We start from the raw sequence: 14,143 nt of genomic DNA, 5'->3' as shown, positions 1-14,143 counted from the left end.
TTACAACCCTGGCCTGGATGGTGAAGCGGCTCACAGGCCGGAGGAATTGTGGGCTACACTTCCGTGGTCGGACCATTGTGGTCTGACCAAACACACCCCCAACACCCTCAACGTGGAGGAACTCTGTGGACCACTTCACCCCCAGCACTGACCCGGTGCTGAACAGCGTCGCCTGGTCGGCCATCGTCGCCCTGCTGCCGCTGCTGACCTTCTTTCTCCTGCTCGCCGTCGCCAAGACCAAAGCCCACGTGGCCGGCGGGTTTGCCCTGCTGGTGGCCCTGGTGGTGGGCATCCTGGCGTTCAAGATGCCCGCCGGCCTGGCGCTCCTGTCCGCAACCCAGGGCGGCGTGTTCGGAGCCTTCCCCGTACTGTGGATCGTGGTCATGGCCGTCTGGCTGTACCAGGTGACGGTGCTCAGCGGCCGCTTTGAAGACCTCCGCCGGGTCTTCGACGTCATCGGCGGCGGCGACGTCCGCCTGCAGGGTGTCCTGATCGCCTTCTGCTTCGGCGGCCTGCTCGAAGCCCTTGCCGGGTTCGGCGCGCCGGTGGCCATCACCGCCACCATGCTGTTGGCCCTCGGCCTTCCCCCGCTGCGGGCCGCCGCCGCCGTGCTGGTGGCCAACACCGCTCCCGTCGCCTTCGGCGCCATGGCCATCCCGATCACCACCGCCGCCGGGCTCACCGGCCTGCACGCGACGGACATCGGCGCCATGGTGGGCCGCCAGGCACCGCTGCTGGCAACCTTCGTCCCGCTGATCCTGCTCTTCATCCTGGACGGTCGCAAAGGCCTGAAGGACTGCTGGCCTGCCGCATTGGTGGTTGGATTCTCCTTCGCCGCAGCGCAATTCCTCTGCTCCAACTTCTTCTCGTACGAACTCACGGACATCATGGCCTCACTGGTGGGCCTGGGCGCTGCTGTCCTGTTCTTCCGGATGTGGAAGCCCCGGGGCACCGCAGCAGCACGCGACCGGCTGGGCGTGGCCGCGGAGGCCGTTGCCGACGCCGGAACGCCGGGCAACCACGGTGCGCGGAGCGCCGCTTCTGGCAGCGTGGCCACCGTGGAAGCTGCCGACGGCGAACGCCTCACCCCCGCGCGCACCTGGCTCGCCCTGTTCCCCTACTTCCTGGTCATCCTGGTGTTCGGCATCGCCAAACTCTGGAAAATCGGCGTCGACCTCCCCGCAGCCCTCGCCGCCACGGACGTCAAGGTCCCCTGGCCGATCCTCCACGACGCGCTGGTGGGCGCCGACGGCAAGCCCCTCTCCTCCACGGTCTACGTCTTCCAGTGGCTGTCCAGCCCCGGCACCCTCCTGCTGATCACCGGCCTGATTGTCGCTGTCGTCTACGCCCGCTTCGATGACCACGGACGCTTCCCCATGACCGTGGGCAATGCCGTGGCCGAAATCGGTCGGACCATCTTCAAGATGCGCTGGGCCGGCCTGACCATCATCACGGTGCTTGCCCTTGCCTACGTCATGAACAACTCCGGACAGACGGTCTCGATCGGCGTGTGGCTGGCCGGCACCGGGAGCTTCTTCGCGTTCCTCTCCCCCGTGCTCGGCTGGCTGGGCACTGCCGTGACCGGTTCGGACACCTCCGCCAACGCACTGTTTGCCAAGCTGCAGCAGACCGCCGGCGTGAATGCAGGCATCGACCCGAACCTGCTGGTGGCCGGCAACACCGCCGGCGGGGTGGTGGGCAAACTCATCAGCCCGCAGAACCTCGCCATCGCCGCCACCGCCGTCAACCTCGACGGCCAGGAATCGGTCCTTCTGCGTAAGGTAGTCGGATGGAGCGTGGGGTTGCTCCTGGTGCTGTGCACCATCGTCTACCTGCAGTCCACCCCAGTCCTGGGCTGGATGCTCCCCTAGCCAGTAGCCGCGGTCCATTGCCCGCGCAAAACCGGAGTGCGGGTCCGCCGCGGCCCGCACTCCCCCACCCAGAGGATCGCCCGTGACAACCGCCGCAGCCGGATCAGCCCCCCGCCGTCGAACCCACGACGCACTGCTGAAGGACATTGAAGCGGACCTGCGGGCCGGCAAGATCAAGGTCGGCGACCGGCTCCCGGGCGAACGGACCCTGGCGGAAAACTACGGAATCTCCAGGGCGTCCGTCCGCGAAGCCATCCGCATCCTCGACGCCATGGGCGTGGTCCGCAGCTCGGTGGGCTCCGGCCCCACCTCCGGTGCCATCGTGGTTTCCGATCCGTCCGCGGGGCTCTCCTCAGCGCTTCGGCTGCACGTTGCCAGCAACCGCCTGCCGGTCGAGGACATCGTCCAGACCCGCATCCTCCTGGAAACCTGGACTGCCCGTACCGGCGCCGCACGCGAAGGCGGCGACGCGGAACGGAAACAGGCAGCCCAGCTGCTGGAGGCCATGGACCAGTCCCAGCTGGACCGGGCAACCTTCCACGAGCTGGATGCCCGGTTCCACGTGGCATTGAGTTCGCTTGCGGGCAACGAGGTGATGGCCACCATCATGGAGTCCCTCAGCGGTTCGATCGTCGACTATGTCAAGGGATCCATGGACGCCATGGAGGACTGGCCGGACGTCCTGGAAGTCCTGCGCACCCAACACCACGGAATCTTCGATGCCGTCCAGTCCCGCGACGGCGAGCTCGCCGCGCGCCTGCTGCGCGAACACATCGAATGGTTCTACCAGCGGGCCGGGGACGCCAAGCCGCCCCAGCCCCACACCATCAGCTAAGTTTTTTTGGAGTTACGCATGCGAACCGCAACGGCAGGAGCCGGAACACCCATCGACCAGCTGGAGCTGGATTCCGTCAGCACGCGGGACCTGGACCGCCAGGCCATGGCCCACGACGCCTCGCACTACCTCCTGGTCCCGCAGGGGGTGGCCACTCCACGCGATGCTGCCGGCGTCGGCGCCCTGCTGCGGCGCAGCCGGGAGCTCGGTCTTCCCGCCACCTTTCGGTCCGGCGGCACCAGCCTGTCCGGCCAGGCCCTGAGCGACAGCCTGCTGATCAACACCCGCCAGCATTTCCGCGGCGTTGAGGTGCTCGACGGCGGCGCCCGGGTGCGCGTGCAGCCCGGCGCCACGGTGCGCAGCGTCAATGCCCGGCTGGCCGCGTTTGGACGCAAGCTCGGCCCGGACCCTGCCTCCGAAATCGCCTGCACCGTGGGCGGTGTCATCGCCAACAATTCCTCCGGGATGGCGTGCGGCACCGAGTTCAACACCTACCGGACGCTGGAATCAATGGTGCTGGTGCTGCCCTCGGGCACGGTTATCGACACCGCTGATGCGGACGCCGACCGGAGGTTGCGTGAGCTGGAGCCGGACCTCCACGAGGGGCTGCTGAGGCTGCGCCGCCGGGTGGTGGGGAACGACGAGTCCGTCCGCATCATCCGTTCACTGTTCTCGATGAAGAACACCATGGGCTACGGTGTGAACTCCTTCCTGGACTACGAACGTCCCGTGGACATCCTGATGCACCTCATGATCGGCAGCGAGGGAACCCTCGGCTTCGTGGCGGAGGCTGTCTTCCGCACCGTCGAGGTCAAACCCGCCGTCGCCACCGGGCTGCTGGTCTTCAACACCCTCGACGCGGCGATGGGAGCCCTGCCGGACCTGGTGTCCACCGGCCTCGCCACCATTGAACTCATGGACGCGGCCGCGCTGAAGGTGGCCCAGGCTGCCGCTGACGCCCCCGCCGCCATCAGCACCCTGCCGGTCCGGGAACATGCCGCACTGCTGGTGGAACACCAGGGCTCGGACGCCGCCGAGCTGTCCGGCAAGCGGGCAGGCTCGCAGCAGCTGTTCGATTCGCTGGACCTGGCCACACCCTTCGGGCTCACCTCGGACCCGAAAGACCGGGCTGCCCTTTGGCACGTGCGCAAAGGCCTGTACACGGCCGTGGCCGGCGCCCGCCCGTCGGGAACTAATGCGCTGCTGGAGGACATCGTGGTGCCGGTTCCCGCCCTCGCCGGCACCTGCGGCGAACTGACGCGGCTCTTCCACGAACACCAATACAAGGAATCGGTGATTTTCGGGCACGCCAAGGACGGAAACGTCCACTTCATGCTCAACGAGCGCTTCGACGATCCGGCCCAGCTGCTGCGCTACCAGGCCTTTACCGACGAGATGGTGGACCTGGTCCTTGGCGCGGGCGGTTCACTCAAGGCCGAGCACGGCACCGGCCGCATCATGGCGCCTTTCGTCCGCCGCCAGTATGGCGATGAGCTCTATGCAGTGATGCAGGAAATCAAGCGGCTGATCGACCCGCCCAACCTCCTGAACCCGGGCGTGCTGCTCGCGGATGAGCCCCTCTCCTACATCGAGAACCTCAAAGTGGCCCCCACCGTCGAGGAGGAAGTGGACCGCTGCGTCGAGTGCGGGTACTGCGAACCGGTGTGCCCCAGCAAGGACATCACGCTTACTCCGCGCCAACGCATCGTGCTTCGGCGCGACATTGCTGCCGCCGAGCAACGCGGCGACCACGCCCTCGCCGCCAACCTGCGCAAGGACTACGACTACGACGGCGTGCAGACCTGCGCGGCGGACGGCATGTGCGTCACCGCCTGCCCGGTGCTGATCAACACCGGGGACCTGGTGCGGCGGCTGCGCAAGGAAAACGCCAACACGCTCGCCGCGGCGGGCTGGAACAAGGCCGCCGAAAATTGGGGCGCCGTGACCGCCGGCGGCGGGCTGGCCCTGACGGTAGCCAAGGCCCTGCCGGCGCCGCTGCCTAAGGCCGCCACCGCCGTCGGCCGCGCCCTGCTGGGGACGGAAACGGTGCCCGCCTACACCGCCGTACTGCCCGGCGGCGGTTCCAGGCGCAGCGCCCGGCCGGCCCCGGACAGCATCGCCGTGTTCTTCCCCGCCTGCATCGGCACGATGTTCGGCCCGGCGGATGCCGCGGAAGGCGCCGGGAAGGGCTCGGCCCAGGCCTTCCTGGACCTCTGTGAGCGCGCCGGTGTGCGGGTGACCGTTCCGGAAGGCATCGAGAGCCTGTGCTGCGGCACGCCGTGGAAGTCCAAGGGCTTCTCCCAGGGCTACGACGCCATGGCCGCCAAGGTCCTGGACGGGCTTTACGAGGCCAGCGGCCGGGGCAAGCTGCCGGTGGTGTGCGATGCCGCCTCTTGCACGGAAGGCCTGGACACCATGAAGCGCCTTGCGGCTGCGGGCGAAGAGCGGTACGCCGGGCTGCGCTTTGTGGACTCGGTGGAGTTCGTGCACCAGCACGTTCTGGGCCGGCTCACGGTGACCGCGCCGCTGGGTTCCATCGCCCTGCACCCCACGTGCTCGTCCACCCAGCTGGGGACAAACCCGGCCCTGCTCGAGATCGCCGGGGCGGTGACGGACGACGTGTTCGTGCCGCTGAACTGGGGTTGCTGCGCATTCGCGGGCGACCGCGGCCTGCTCCATCCGGAACTGACGGACTCCGCCACCGACCGGCAGGCACGCGAGATCAACGAGCGGGAGTTCGACGCCTACGCCTCCACCAACCGCACCTGCGAGCTGGGAATGTCCAAGGCGACCGGCCACTCGTACCGCCACCTGCTGGAAATCCTCGAGGAGGCCACCAGGCCCTGACCCATCCCGCTAGACTGGCCGGGCAAGGACGGATTGGGGGATCCAGGGCGGTGGCGCCGCTGTTTTGCCTGGTCGGTCGCAGCCAGCGGACCCAAGGACCACCGATGACTTTCTTCCAGGACTTTCCCGTCCCTCCCCTGCCGCCCCGGCCCCGGAACACCAGGCACGTCCCGCCGCCCTGGGTAGCCGCACCCGCTTATGAAGTGCCGGCTGTTGTCCACCTTGGCAAGTTCGTGAGCCGGACTCCCAGTATCGTCGTGGCGCTCAAAAGCGCCGAAGTCTTCTCCACTGGCTGCCTGTTCAACCTGTCCTGGGTCTTCCGCAGGGCGGACCAGACGGAGGAGGACTGGGCCGAACTGCAGCACCTGTTCTTTCATCAGGGCAGGGGTTTTCGCGGCGGCAGCGGGAGGCAGAGCGGACTCCTGTTCGGCGTCGAATTCCCCGACGGTTCAAAGGCCAGCACCGGCAGCCAGCTACCCTACGGATTGATGGAACCGGGCACCAACCCGGAACCTCCCGTCCTCGCCCTGAACGGCGGCGGTGGCGGCGGGGGCGATGAAGAGTTCTCCGGCAGCGGCACCCTCTGGCTGTGGCCGCTTCCCCCGGCCGGGGATCTCCGTCTGGTTGCCCAGTGGACGGATTTCGGCCTGGAGGAAACGTCCCTCATGCTCGACGGCGGCGCCTTGCGGAGCGCCGCGGCGTCCGTTCAGCCGTACTGGCCGGAGGAGGAGCAGTGATGGGTGACCTGACTGGGCTTGTCCTGTTTGCGCTCTTCGGAGCGATCTTCTTCTACATCCTGTACGGCGTGGTCCGCGCCGCAGTGCGCGACGGCATCCTCCAGGCAGACGAACGGCGCAGGCAACATGCCGCGGAACAGCGGGAACGGCTCGGCGGCTAACTGTCAGCAGGCGGCTGGGACGTCCTCCGGTTCCTCAGCCCCGTCCGAAAGCGCGGACACGATGCTGCCGTAGCCCTGCAGGAACATCCGCCGGCCCTGGCCCTCGTCGGTCCACACCCAGATGATGGAGCAGTCGGAGGTCACCGCATCCACCACGCCGGTGCCGGCCAGGGTTCCTTCGGCGAAACGGACCCTGTCCCCCACCGCCAGCCGCGGATGCCTGGTCCGCTTCCTCCGAGGCCTGGGCGTGGCGGGTTTTCCTGCCGGCGCAGGGTCTGACGGGCAGGTGCTGGCGTTCTGGCGCATCGGCTTCCTCTGGCTCGCGGGCGGACAGTCAGCTCATTACGACCCTGCCCGCTGCTCCCAGGTCACGCCCTCCGGCGTGGTGCAGCAAGACTAACGCGGCGGCACTCCCGGATGCACAAACGGCCCCCTCGGAACGGAGTATGACTGCTCCGTCTCGAGGGGGCCGTTGGCGTCGTAAAGGAAATTCAGTCCAAAGCCGCCACGGATCCCAGCGCGTCCCACGCGAAGCTGGCCAGCCAGTGGGTGGACATGAAGTCGCCGCTCTCCAGCCCGTGAAGCCCGGCCTTCAGCAGCGGGTCCAGCGCCTCGTTCAGTACAGCCGCAGCGGCGGACGCCTCCGGGCTGCCGGATTCCCGAAGCGTGGCGATGATCCGTGCCACCTGTCCGGCGCGGGTCAGGTTCAGCCCGTGCAGGTGTACCAGGTAGCCGTCGGTTTCATCCGTAACACTGACCGGCTGCAGGATCCGCGACTCCGCGGAAAGCTCCGGAAGGAACGCTGCGAACCAGGCGGCGAACTCATCAGCGGTCAGCACGCGGCGCATCAGGTCCGCCTCGCTGAGTCCTGCGGAGAGGAAGTCCTGGCCGCTGAGCTCCCAGTCTCCCGGCCAGCCCCGGTCGTTTCCGAACCAGGTGCGGGCCGCTTCCTCGCACGCCTTCGCGGCATCGGAGCGGCCCAGCGAGCGGAACGCGTCCAGCATGTAGCCCACACCGAAGGCTGCATTGGTGTGCAGCCCATGCCGAACCGGGTACTGTGCCTTGGCCATCCACGCGGCGCTGAGGTCGGCCACGGCATCCACCAGTGGCTCCAGTGCGGTGCCCCACCCACGCAACTGAGGATCTGAAGACGCGGAGCACGTCGCGGCCAGCCGCATCAGCCACGCCCAGCCGTACGGCCGCTCCCAAGAGGGGTTGGCCAGCAGATAGTCCCGCTCCACCGCCAGCTTGGCCGGCGTCAGGTTGGCGCCCACCGCTTCCCTCAGCGATGCCTCGGTGGGGCCGTCCACCCAGGGTGCCGCGCCGCCGTCGGACGCTCCCTCTGGAGCAGCTCCACCAAGGGGTGACCCGGGGGTGCCGCCCAGCAGGCTGGCTCCCAGCCAGTGCATGTGCACGCAGGAGTGCCAGTCGAAGGAGGTGTAGAACGCGGGGTGGATCTGCTCGGGGGTGGGGCGGTCCCCGGCGGAAACCTGGGTGTGGTGCGCGGAGTGCGGGAAAGGCTCGGAGAGGTTGCCCAGCACCACGGCCGCGTAGTCCGGTGCCGCCTGTACGCGAAGATCGTTGTCCATCATGCTCCTTTGGAAGGCAGGGTTAGTGGAAGGCCAGGAAGTACATCAGTGCGACGTTGACCGCCAGCAGCGGGATGGCTGTGCCCACCTGCGCCGTGATGACGCCGTACTTGTTCTTCATTTCCAGCAGCGCGGACGGCACCAGGTTGAAGTTGGCAGCCATGGGCGTGCAGAGCGTGCCGCAGAAGCCCGCGAGCATGCCGATGGCGAAGATGATTGCGGGGTCGCCGTGGAAGGTCTGCACCAGCACCGGCCAGCCGATGGCCGCGGTCATGATCGGGAAGGCGGCAAAGCCGTTGCCCATCAGCACGGTGAAGAGGAACATGCCGATGCAGTAGACCAGCACGCCGGCGATCAGCGAGCCCTTGGGCAGCAGCCCGGAAGCCAGGTTGCCCACCGCGGTTCCCACGCCGGCCTTGGTGAAGAGGATGCCCAGCGTGGTGAGCATCTGCGGCAGCAGCGCCGCCCAGCCGATGGACTCGAGGATGCGGCGGCTTTCGAAGATGGGAGTGGCCGGGTTCTTCGGCTTCAGAATCAAAAGGGCGACGACGACGGCGGCCACGGCGCCAATGGCCAGGGCCACCAGCGTGGTGTTCTTGGGGTCGAGCAGCGGGGTGCCGCCGATGTTCAGCACGGGCGCGGCCAGCACCAGGATCACGGTGACCAGCGGCAGCGTCAGGGCCGGGATGAACAGCTTGTTGCCGAAGCGCTTGGCGTAGGACTCACGCTCGGGGCCGGTGGAGGTGCGGGGCTTGCCGTGGCCCAGCAGGCCGGTGGAGGCCAGCACCACCAGGACCAGGACGGCGACGCCCAGGATCCAGCCCGGTGCGGTGCCCGCCTGGACCCAGGTGCTGTAGAAGAAGCACAGGCCCAGAATGCCCCAGAAGGCGGAGCTGCCCCAGCGGCGGGGGTGGTTGGCGTCGGCGGCAATCAGTGATGCCCAGGCGACGAACAGAATGCCGATCAGCCAGTAGACGGCTTCAACATTGATCATTTGGCTTCTCCTGCGGCTTCCTTCGGGGCGGTGAGCTCGTACTCGCGGTATTCCTTGTCCAGCTGCTTGTCCAGGCGCAGGAGCCGGAAGCCGTGGATGAGGAACGCTGCGATGGCGGTGGGGATGGCCCACAGGGCCAGCTGGAGCGGCTCCAGGTGGAGGTGGTACGTGGTGTCAACGAACGTGGTGATCAGCAGGATGGAGCCGACGGCGACGAACACGTCCTCGCCGAAGAACACGCCTACGTTGTCCGCGCCGGCGGAGTGGCCCTTGATCTTCTCGCTGATCTTTTCCGGCACGTGTCCGTAGCGGCGCAGCGCGGCGCCCTCGGCCATGGGGAACACCAGCGGGCGGACGGTCTGGGCGTGGCCGCCGATGCTGTTCAGGCCCACGGCGGCGGTGATCTGGCGGACGGCCAGGTAACCGATGAGCACTCGGCCCGCGGTCAGCTTGGCCAGGCGGCCGATGAGCACCTTGGCCTGCTCCTGCAGCCCGAAGAATTCGATGATGCCCACCACCGGCAGCACCGCCACGAAGATGGTGACCGAGCGGCTGCTGGCAAAGCCGGTGCCGAACGCGTCGAGGATCTGCGCGGGGTTCATGCCGCCCAGCAGTGCGGTGACGATGCCGGCGACGGTGACGACAATCAGGGGGTTCAGGCGGATGGCGAAGCCAACGATCACCAGCAGCACCCCGATGAGTACAAGCATGACTATCCCTTCCCAGGGGACCCGTAACGGGTCTTTCAAAGTGGGGGCCGGCGCGTCTGTGCGGTTGGTCGTTGGGGTGACGGCGCCGAGGGGCGGGAGCCCCGGTTGCGTTGGGACTGCAGGCTTGTGTGAGCTGCAGAACAACGGTGTGATCTAAAGCATAGCTTTTTGTTCAACAATCCTGCAACCCCTTCTGGGGAGGGAGGGTTAGCGGCCGACGGCGTCCAGCAGCTGGGCCTCGGCGCGGTCCAGATAGGTGGCCAGGAAGTCCGCTGCCGCGGCTTTGTCCCCCGCCTCCAGGAGTTCCACGATGTGCGCGTTGTCCTCCACGTAGGGCTCGTGGAAAGCCGGGTTGGCGGCCATGGAGTGGAACACCAGGCGCATCTCGGCCAGGACCTGGTCCATCAGGCTGTTGAGCCGTTCGCTGCCGGCGCGGTCCACGATGGCACGGTGGAAATGCTGGTTGGCCCCGGCCATGCCGGGAATATCCCCTTCCGCGGCGGCGGCCCTGGCGGCCTTGATGATGGCCGGCAGCGGCTCAATGGAGGTCTCGCCGGACCACAGCACCGCGGCGGGCTCCAGGAAGCGGCGCACCCGGTAGATCTCGCGGATGTCGTCCGCGGTGGGGTGGGCCACGAAGACGCCGCGGTTGGGGATGCGGGTGACGATGTGCTCGGCGTGCAGCGCGGTGAACGCCTCACGCAGGGTATTCCGCGACACGCCGAGGGCCTCGCGGAGGGCTTCCTCTGCGAGCTTGGAACCGGGCTTGAGCAGGCCGGCCTCGATACGGCTGCGGAGCTGGGCGGCCACCCAGAGGCCCGTTTCGGCATGCTTGGTGGTCCTGGCCTGGGCTTGGAGATCGGCCAGTACCTCGTCAAACGTCATGGCACCACGATATCGGCCCGGGCCTGCCCGAAAGTGCCAGTGCTCCCCGGCAGACCGTCCCGCTTTTCGCGGTTACCCGGCTGCGGACCGTCGGGCTCACCCGATGGTGGCGAGCACCTGGCCGGGCGCCACGGAGTCTCCCGCCGCAGCGAACTGCTCCCCCAGCGTGCCGGCACGGTGTGCGGCGACGGCGGTCTCCATCTTCATGGCTTCGAGCACCAGCACCGTCTCGCCTTCCTCCACACTGGACCCGGGCGCAGCCAACCACTTGACCACGGTGCCGGCCATGGTTGCCAGCAGGTCGCCGTCGTTCTTCTCTGCCTGGGCCTCAGCGTGGTGCTCCGAAGCGTCCGCAGCCCGCCGGCCGCCGCCGTCCAGCAGGGAGTCCAGGAGCGCCTTGGGCAGCCCCAGCTCCATCCGTTTGCCGTCCACCTCGATGCCGATGGTCCGGCGGGGCTCTTCGGGAGCGGCGGGGCTGAACGCAGGGTCCGCGTCGAGGGCGGTGGTGAATTCGTTCTCGATCCAGGTGGTGTAGACGCCCAGGGTGTCCGTGCCAGTGAAGTCGGGGGCGTCCACCACGGCGCGATGGAAGGGCAGCACGGTGGCCAGGCCGCCGATCCGGAACTCGCGCAGGGCGCGGCGGGCCCGGCGGAGGGCTTGCTGCCGGTCGGCCCCGGTGACCACCAGCTTGGCCAGCAGGGAATCGAATTGTCCGGGTACCACGGAGCCGGCGCGGACTCCGGTGTCCAGGCGGATTCCGGGACCATTGGGCACCTCAAACCCGGTGACCGCGCCCGGGGACGGCAGGAAGCCGCGGCCCGGATCCTCGGCGTTGATGCGGAACTCGAAGGCGTGGCCGCGGGGTTCCGGATCCTCCAGGACGGGGAGCTTCTCCCCCGCCGCGATGGCCAGCTGGGCCGCCACCAGGTCCACGCCCGAGGTCTCCTCGGTGATGGGATGCTCCACCTGCAGGCGGGTGTTGACCTCCAGGAAGCTCAGGAAGCCGCTGCCGTCCAGCAGGTACTCCACCGTGCCCGCGCCGACGTAGCCGGCCTCCCGGCAGATGGCCTTGGCGGAGGCATGGATTTCGGCCCGCTGTTCGGGGGTGAGGAAGGGCGCGGGGGCCTCTTCCACGAGTTTCTGGTGGCGGCGCTGCAGCGAGCAGTCGCGGGTGCCCACCACCACCACGTTGCCGTGCGTGTCCGCGATGACCTGGGCCTCCACGTGGCGCGGCCGGTCCAGGAACTTCTCCACGTAGCATTCGCTGCGGCCAAAGGCGGCCAGGGATTCGCGTACCGCGGAGTCGAAGCTTTCCTCGATGTCGGCCGGGTTCCGGACCACCTTGAGGCCGCGACCGCCGCCGCCGAAGGCAGCCTTGATGGCCACGGGCAGGCCCACCTGTTCGGCGAAGGCGCGCACCTCTTCGGCGCTGTCCACGGGGCCGTCACTGCCAGGTGCCAGCGGGGCGCCGGCGCGGACCGCCACCTCGCGGGCACTGACCTTGTCGCCGAGCAGCCGGATGGTCTCCGGGGAGGGTCCGATCCAGGTCAGGCCGGCGTCCATCACGGCCTGGGCGAAGGCTGCGTTTTCGGACAGGAAGCCGTAGCCGGGGTGGACGGCGTCGGCGCCGCTCTTTTGGGCTACTGCGAGGATCTTTTCGATGTCCAGGTAGGTTTCCTGGGGCTTGGATCCTGCCAGCGCATAGGCTTCAGTGGCGGCTTGGACGTGGAGCGCGTCGGCGTCGGGATCCGCGTAGACGGCCACGCTTTCCAGGCCTGCATCGTCGCAGGCCCGCGCGATCCGGACGGCGATTTCGCCGCGGTTGGCGATGAGGACTTTACGCATGGGAGGTTTCCTTAAGTGTTTCGGGCAGTTCTGCCGGAGGCGCTGCAGCGGCGAACCGCACGGAGCTGCCAGGGGGAAGTTGGGCGGCCTTGTCCAGGTCCGCGTGGACGACGACGGCAATCACCGGATACCCGCCGGTGACCGGGTGGTCGGAGAGGAAGAGCACGGGCTGGCCTTCGGGCGGCACCTGGACAGCGCCGCGGACGGTTCCTTCGCTGGACAGTTCGCCGTCCCGGGTGCGGGTCAGCGCCTGGCCCGTCAGTCGCAGGCCAATCCGGTTGGACTGCGGCGTGACGGTCCACTCCTGCTTGAGGAAGTCCTGCAGGGTGCCGTTGCTGAACCAGTCCTGCCGTGGTCCCGGGACCACGCGCAGCACGGTGGCCTGGTCCTGGTGCGGGAGGGGAGACACTTCCGGGTGGCCCACCACGCTGCCGGGCTTCGCGACCTGCACGGGCAGGACGGTGCCGGACTGAAGCGGTTCGGGGCCAACTCCCGACATGGTGTCCGTGGAACGGCTGCCCAGTGCATCGGGTCCCCCGATTCCGCCGCGGACGCCCAGGTACGAGCGGAGTCCCCTCGTCGCGTTTCCGATTGTGAGCTTCTCGCCGGCCAGCAGCGCGAAGGGGGCGTCGCACGCGGGGTGCCGTGCCGCCGTCGTGGGTTCTGCCTTGGTACCAGGCGTGATCTCCAGTGGGACCTCTGCTCCGGTCACAGCGAGGACCTGGTCTGTGAGGGCTTCCAGCTCGAGTCCGCCGAAGAGGAGCTCGATCCCGGCAGCGCGTTCGGCGTTACCCACCAGGCGGTTGGCGCGGCGCAGTGCCCCGCGGTCCATGGCACCGGCGCTGCTGACTCCCAAGGACGCGAAGCCGGGGCGGCCCAGGTCCTGGACGGTGGCCTGGAGCCCCGGCTTGCGGACGATGAGGCCCGCGCCCGGTGCGTCCGCGTCATTTTGCCTGGTGGCTGCTTCCACACCGGTCGCCTGGGACGCGGCCCTCACGGCTGCCTGCGCCCGGACGGCATTGAACCTGACGGTATCCCCGGGGCGGATCAGGGCGGGGTTCTCCCGGCCAAGGTCCCACATCACGGCATCGGTGCGGCCGATCAGCTGCCAACCGCCCGGCGACTGCCGGGGGTAGACCGCCGAGTAGGCGCCTCCCAAAGCAACGGCGCCCGCGGGCACGGCGGTCCGCGGTGACCGGCGGCGGGGAACCTCCAAGCTGGGGTTCTCACCGGTGAGGTACGCGAAGCCCGGCGCGAAGCCGGCAAAGGCAGCAGTCCAAAGCTGGCCCGTGTGGGCGGCCACCACTGCCTCGCAGCCCAGGCCGGTGAGCGACGCCACCTCCTCCAGGTCGTCGCCGTCGTACACCACGTCGATGGTGACCAGCGCGCTCTCGATCTCAGCAGGCGCGTCAAGGTCGAGGCTGCGAACGTGGGCGGCCAGTCCCCGGACAGCCTGCGGCGAATCCGCGGTCACCAGGATGGTGGCTGCGGCGGCGATGACGTCGATCTGGCCCGGCTGCGGGTGGGCGGTGAGCTGGCCCTGGAGGCTGAGCACGGCATCAAGGGACGAGAGCTCAACCAGGATGGCCCGGTCCCCGGCGGGGCGGATGCCGGTCACTTCCCCATGGACGGACTTACTGTCCGACTGCTGCTGCGTGGCGGTCATGGG

At 68.5% G+C, this 14,143-nt stretch carries 12 protein-coding genes; 5 read left to right on the top strand and 7 right to left on the bottom strand.

Going from position 1 to position 14,143, the window contains the following annotated elements; genetic code table 11:
* The first annotated feature begins 125 nt into the window (after positions 1 to 125).
* From ACIGJD_RS04750 to ACIGJD_RS04730, 5 genes are all read left to right on the top strand, one after another.
* Entirely contained in the window at positions 126 to 1,871 is a 1,746-nt protein-coding gene (locus ACIGJD_RS04750) for an L-lactate permease (RefSeq protein ID WP_483688521.1), read from the top strand.
* An 82-nt stretch (positions 1,872 to 1,953) separates the two neighbouring features.
* Positions 1,954 to 2,706: a FadR/GntR family transcriptional regulator gene (locus ACIGJD_RS04745; RefSeq protein WP_483688520.1), complete on the top strand. Its 753-nt coding sequence runs from the start codon at positions 1,954 to 1,956 to the stop codon at positions 2,704 to 2,706.
* An 18-nt stretch (positions 2,707 to 2,724) separates the two neighbouring features.
* The gene (locus ACIGJD_RS04740; RefSeq protein WP_483688519.1) at positions 2,725 to 5,553 is read left to right on the top strand and encodes an FAD-binding and (Fe-S)-binding domain-containing protein; all 2,829 of its coding nucleotides are present in this window, start codon (positions 2,725 to 2,727) and stop codon (positions 5,551 to 5,553) included.
* Between the two features lie 104 nt (positions 5,554 to 5,657).
* Positions 5,658 to 6,290, top strand: coding sequence for a hypothetical protein (locus ACIGJD_RS04735; RefSeq protein WP_483688518.1), 633 nt, complete (start codon positions 5,658 to 5,660; stop codon positions 6,288 to 6,290).
* Positions 6,290 to 6,451, top strand: coding sequence for a hypothetical protein (locus ACIGJD_RS04730; protein ID WP_483688517.1), 162 nt, complete (start codon positions 6,290 to 6,292; stop codon positions 6,449 to 6,451). The genes ACIGJD_RS04735 and ACIGJD_RS04730 overlap by 1 nt, the downstream gene beginning before the upstream one ends.
* A gap of 3 nt (positions 6,452 to 6,454) precedes the next feature.
* On the opposite strand, the gene ACIGJD_RS04725 is transcribed toward ACIGJD_RS04730, so the two are convergent.
* The 7 genes from ACIGJD_RS04725 to ACIGJD_RS04695 form a co-directional block, all read right to left on the bottom strand.
* Positions 6,455 to 6,757 (bottom strand): hypothetical protein, encoded by a 303-nt coding sequence (locus tag ACIGJD_RS04725; protein WP_483688516.1) that lies wholly within the window; start codon positions 6,755 to 6,757, stop codon positions 6,455 to 6,457.
* Between the two features lie 185 nt (positions 6,758 to 6,942).
* Complete coding sequence (locus ACIGJD_RS04720) at positions 6,943 to 8,040, bottom strand: DUF2891 family protein (protein ID WP_483688515.1); 1,098 nt, start codon at positions 8,038 to 8,040, stop codon at positions 6,943 to 6,945.
* A 22-nt stretch (positions 8,041 to 8,062) separates the two neighbouring features.
* On the bottom strand, positions 8,063 to 9,034 hold the full coding sequence (locus ACIGJD_RS04715; RefSeq protein WP_483688514.1) for a DUF979 domain-containing protein: 972 nt from the start codon (positions 9,032 to 9,034) through the stop codon (positions 8,063 to 8,065).
* Entirely contained in the window at positions 9,031 to 9,744 is a 714-nt protein-coding gene (locus tag ACIGJD_RS04710) for a DUF969 domain-containing protein (protein WP_142130864.1), read from the bottom strand. Before ACIGJD_RS04710 ends, ACIGJD_RS04715 begins: the two co-directional genes overlap by 4 nt.
* A 207-nt stretch (positions 9,745 to 9,951) precedes the next feature.
* Positions 9,952 to 10,629 carry a GntR family transcriptional regulator gene (locus tag ACIGJD_RS04705; protein ID WP_286402357.1) on the bottom strand — a complete coding sequence of 226 codons (678 nt, stop codon included), beginning with the start codon at positions 10,627 to 10,629 and terminating at the stop codon, positions 9,952 to 9,954.
* Positions 10,630 to 10,725: 96 nt separating this feature from the next.
* The gene (locus tag ACIGJD_RS04700; protein WP_483688513.1) at positions 10,726 to 12,474 is read right to left on the bottom strand and encodes an acetyl/propionyl/methylcrotonyl-CoA carboxylase subunit alpha; all 1,749 of its coding nucleotides are present in this window, start codon (positions 12,472 to 12,474) and stop codon (positions 10,726 to 10,728) included.
* The gene (locus ACIGJD_RS04695; protein WP_483688512.1) at positions 12,467 to 14,140 is read right to left on the bottom strand and encodes a 5-oxoprolinase subunit B/C family protein; all 1,674 of its coding nucleotides are present in this window, start codon (positions 14,138 to 14,140) and stop codon (positions 12,467 to 12,469) included. Before ACIGJD_RS04695 ends, ACIGJD_RS04700 begins: the two co-directional genes overlap by 8 nt.
* Positions 14,141 to 14,143 lie beyond the last annotated feature (3 nt).

The organism is Arthrobacter sp. E1SS-5, assembly GCF_057073715.1.
This window is presented reverse-complemented; position numbering and strand designations above follow the sequence as displayed.

Excerpts from the sequence above, each read along its gene's own strand:
- ACIGJD_RS04695 (WP_483688512.1), bottom strand. The coding sequence starts at position 14,140 with ATGACCGCCACGCAGCAGCAGTCGGACAGTAAGTCCGTCCATGGGGAA.
- ACIGJD_RS04705 (WP_286402357.1), bottom strand. The coding sequence starts at position 10,629 with ATGACGTTTGACGAGGTACTGGCCGATCTCCAAGCCCAGGCCAGGACC.
- ACIGJD_RS04715 (WP_483688514.1), bottom strand. The coding sequence starts at position 9,034 with ATGATCAATGTTGAAGCCGTCTACTGGCTGATCGGCATTCTGTTCGTC.
- ACIGJD_RS04725 (WP_483688516.1), bottom strand. The coding sequence starts at position 6,757 with ATGCGCCAGAACGCCAGCACCTGCCCGTCAGACCCTGCGCCGGCAGGA.
- ACIGJD_RS04730 (WP_483688517.1), top strand. The coding sequence starts at position 6,290 with ATGGGTGACCTGACTGGGCTTGTCCTGTTTGCGCTCTTCGGAGCGATC.
- ACIGJD_RS04735 (WP_483688518.1), top strand. The coding sequence starts at position 5,658 with ATGACTTTCTTCCAGGACTTTCCCGTCCCTCCCCTGCCGCCCCGGCCC.
- ACIGJD_RS04700 (WP_483688513.1), bottom strand. The coding sequence starts at position 12,474 with ATGCGTAAAGTCCTCATCGCCAACCGCGGCGAAATCGCCGTCCGGATC.
- ACIGJD_RS04710 (WP_142130864.1), bottom strand. The coding sequence starts at position 9,744 with ATGCTTGTACTCATCGGGGTGCTGCTGGTGATCGTTGGCTTCGCCATC.
- ACIGJD_RS04720 (WP_483688515.1), bottom strand. The coding sequence starts at position 8,040 with ATGGACAACGATCTTCGCGTACAGGCGGCACCGGACTACGCGGCCGTG.
- ACIGJD_RS04740 (WP_483688519.1), top strand. The coding sequence starts at position 2,725 with ATGCGAACCGCAACGGCAGGAGCCGGAACACCCATCGACCAGCTGGAG.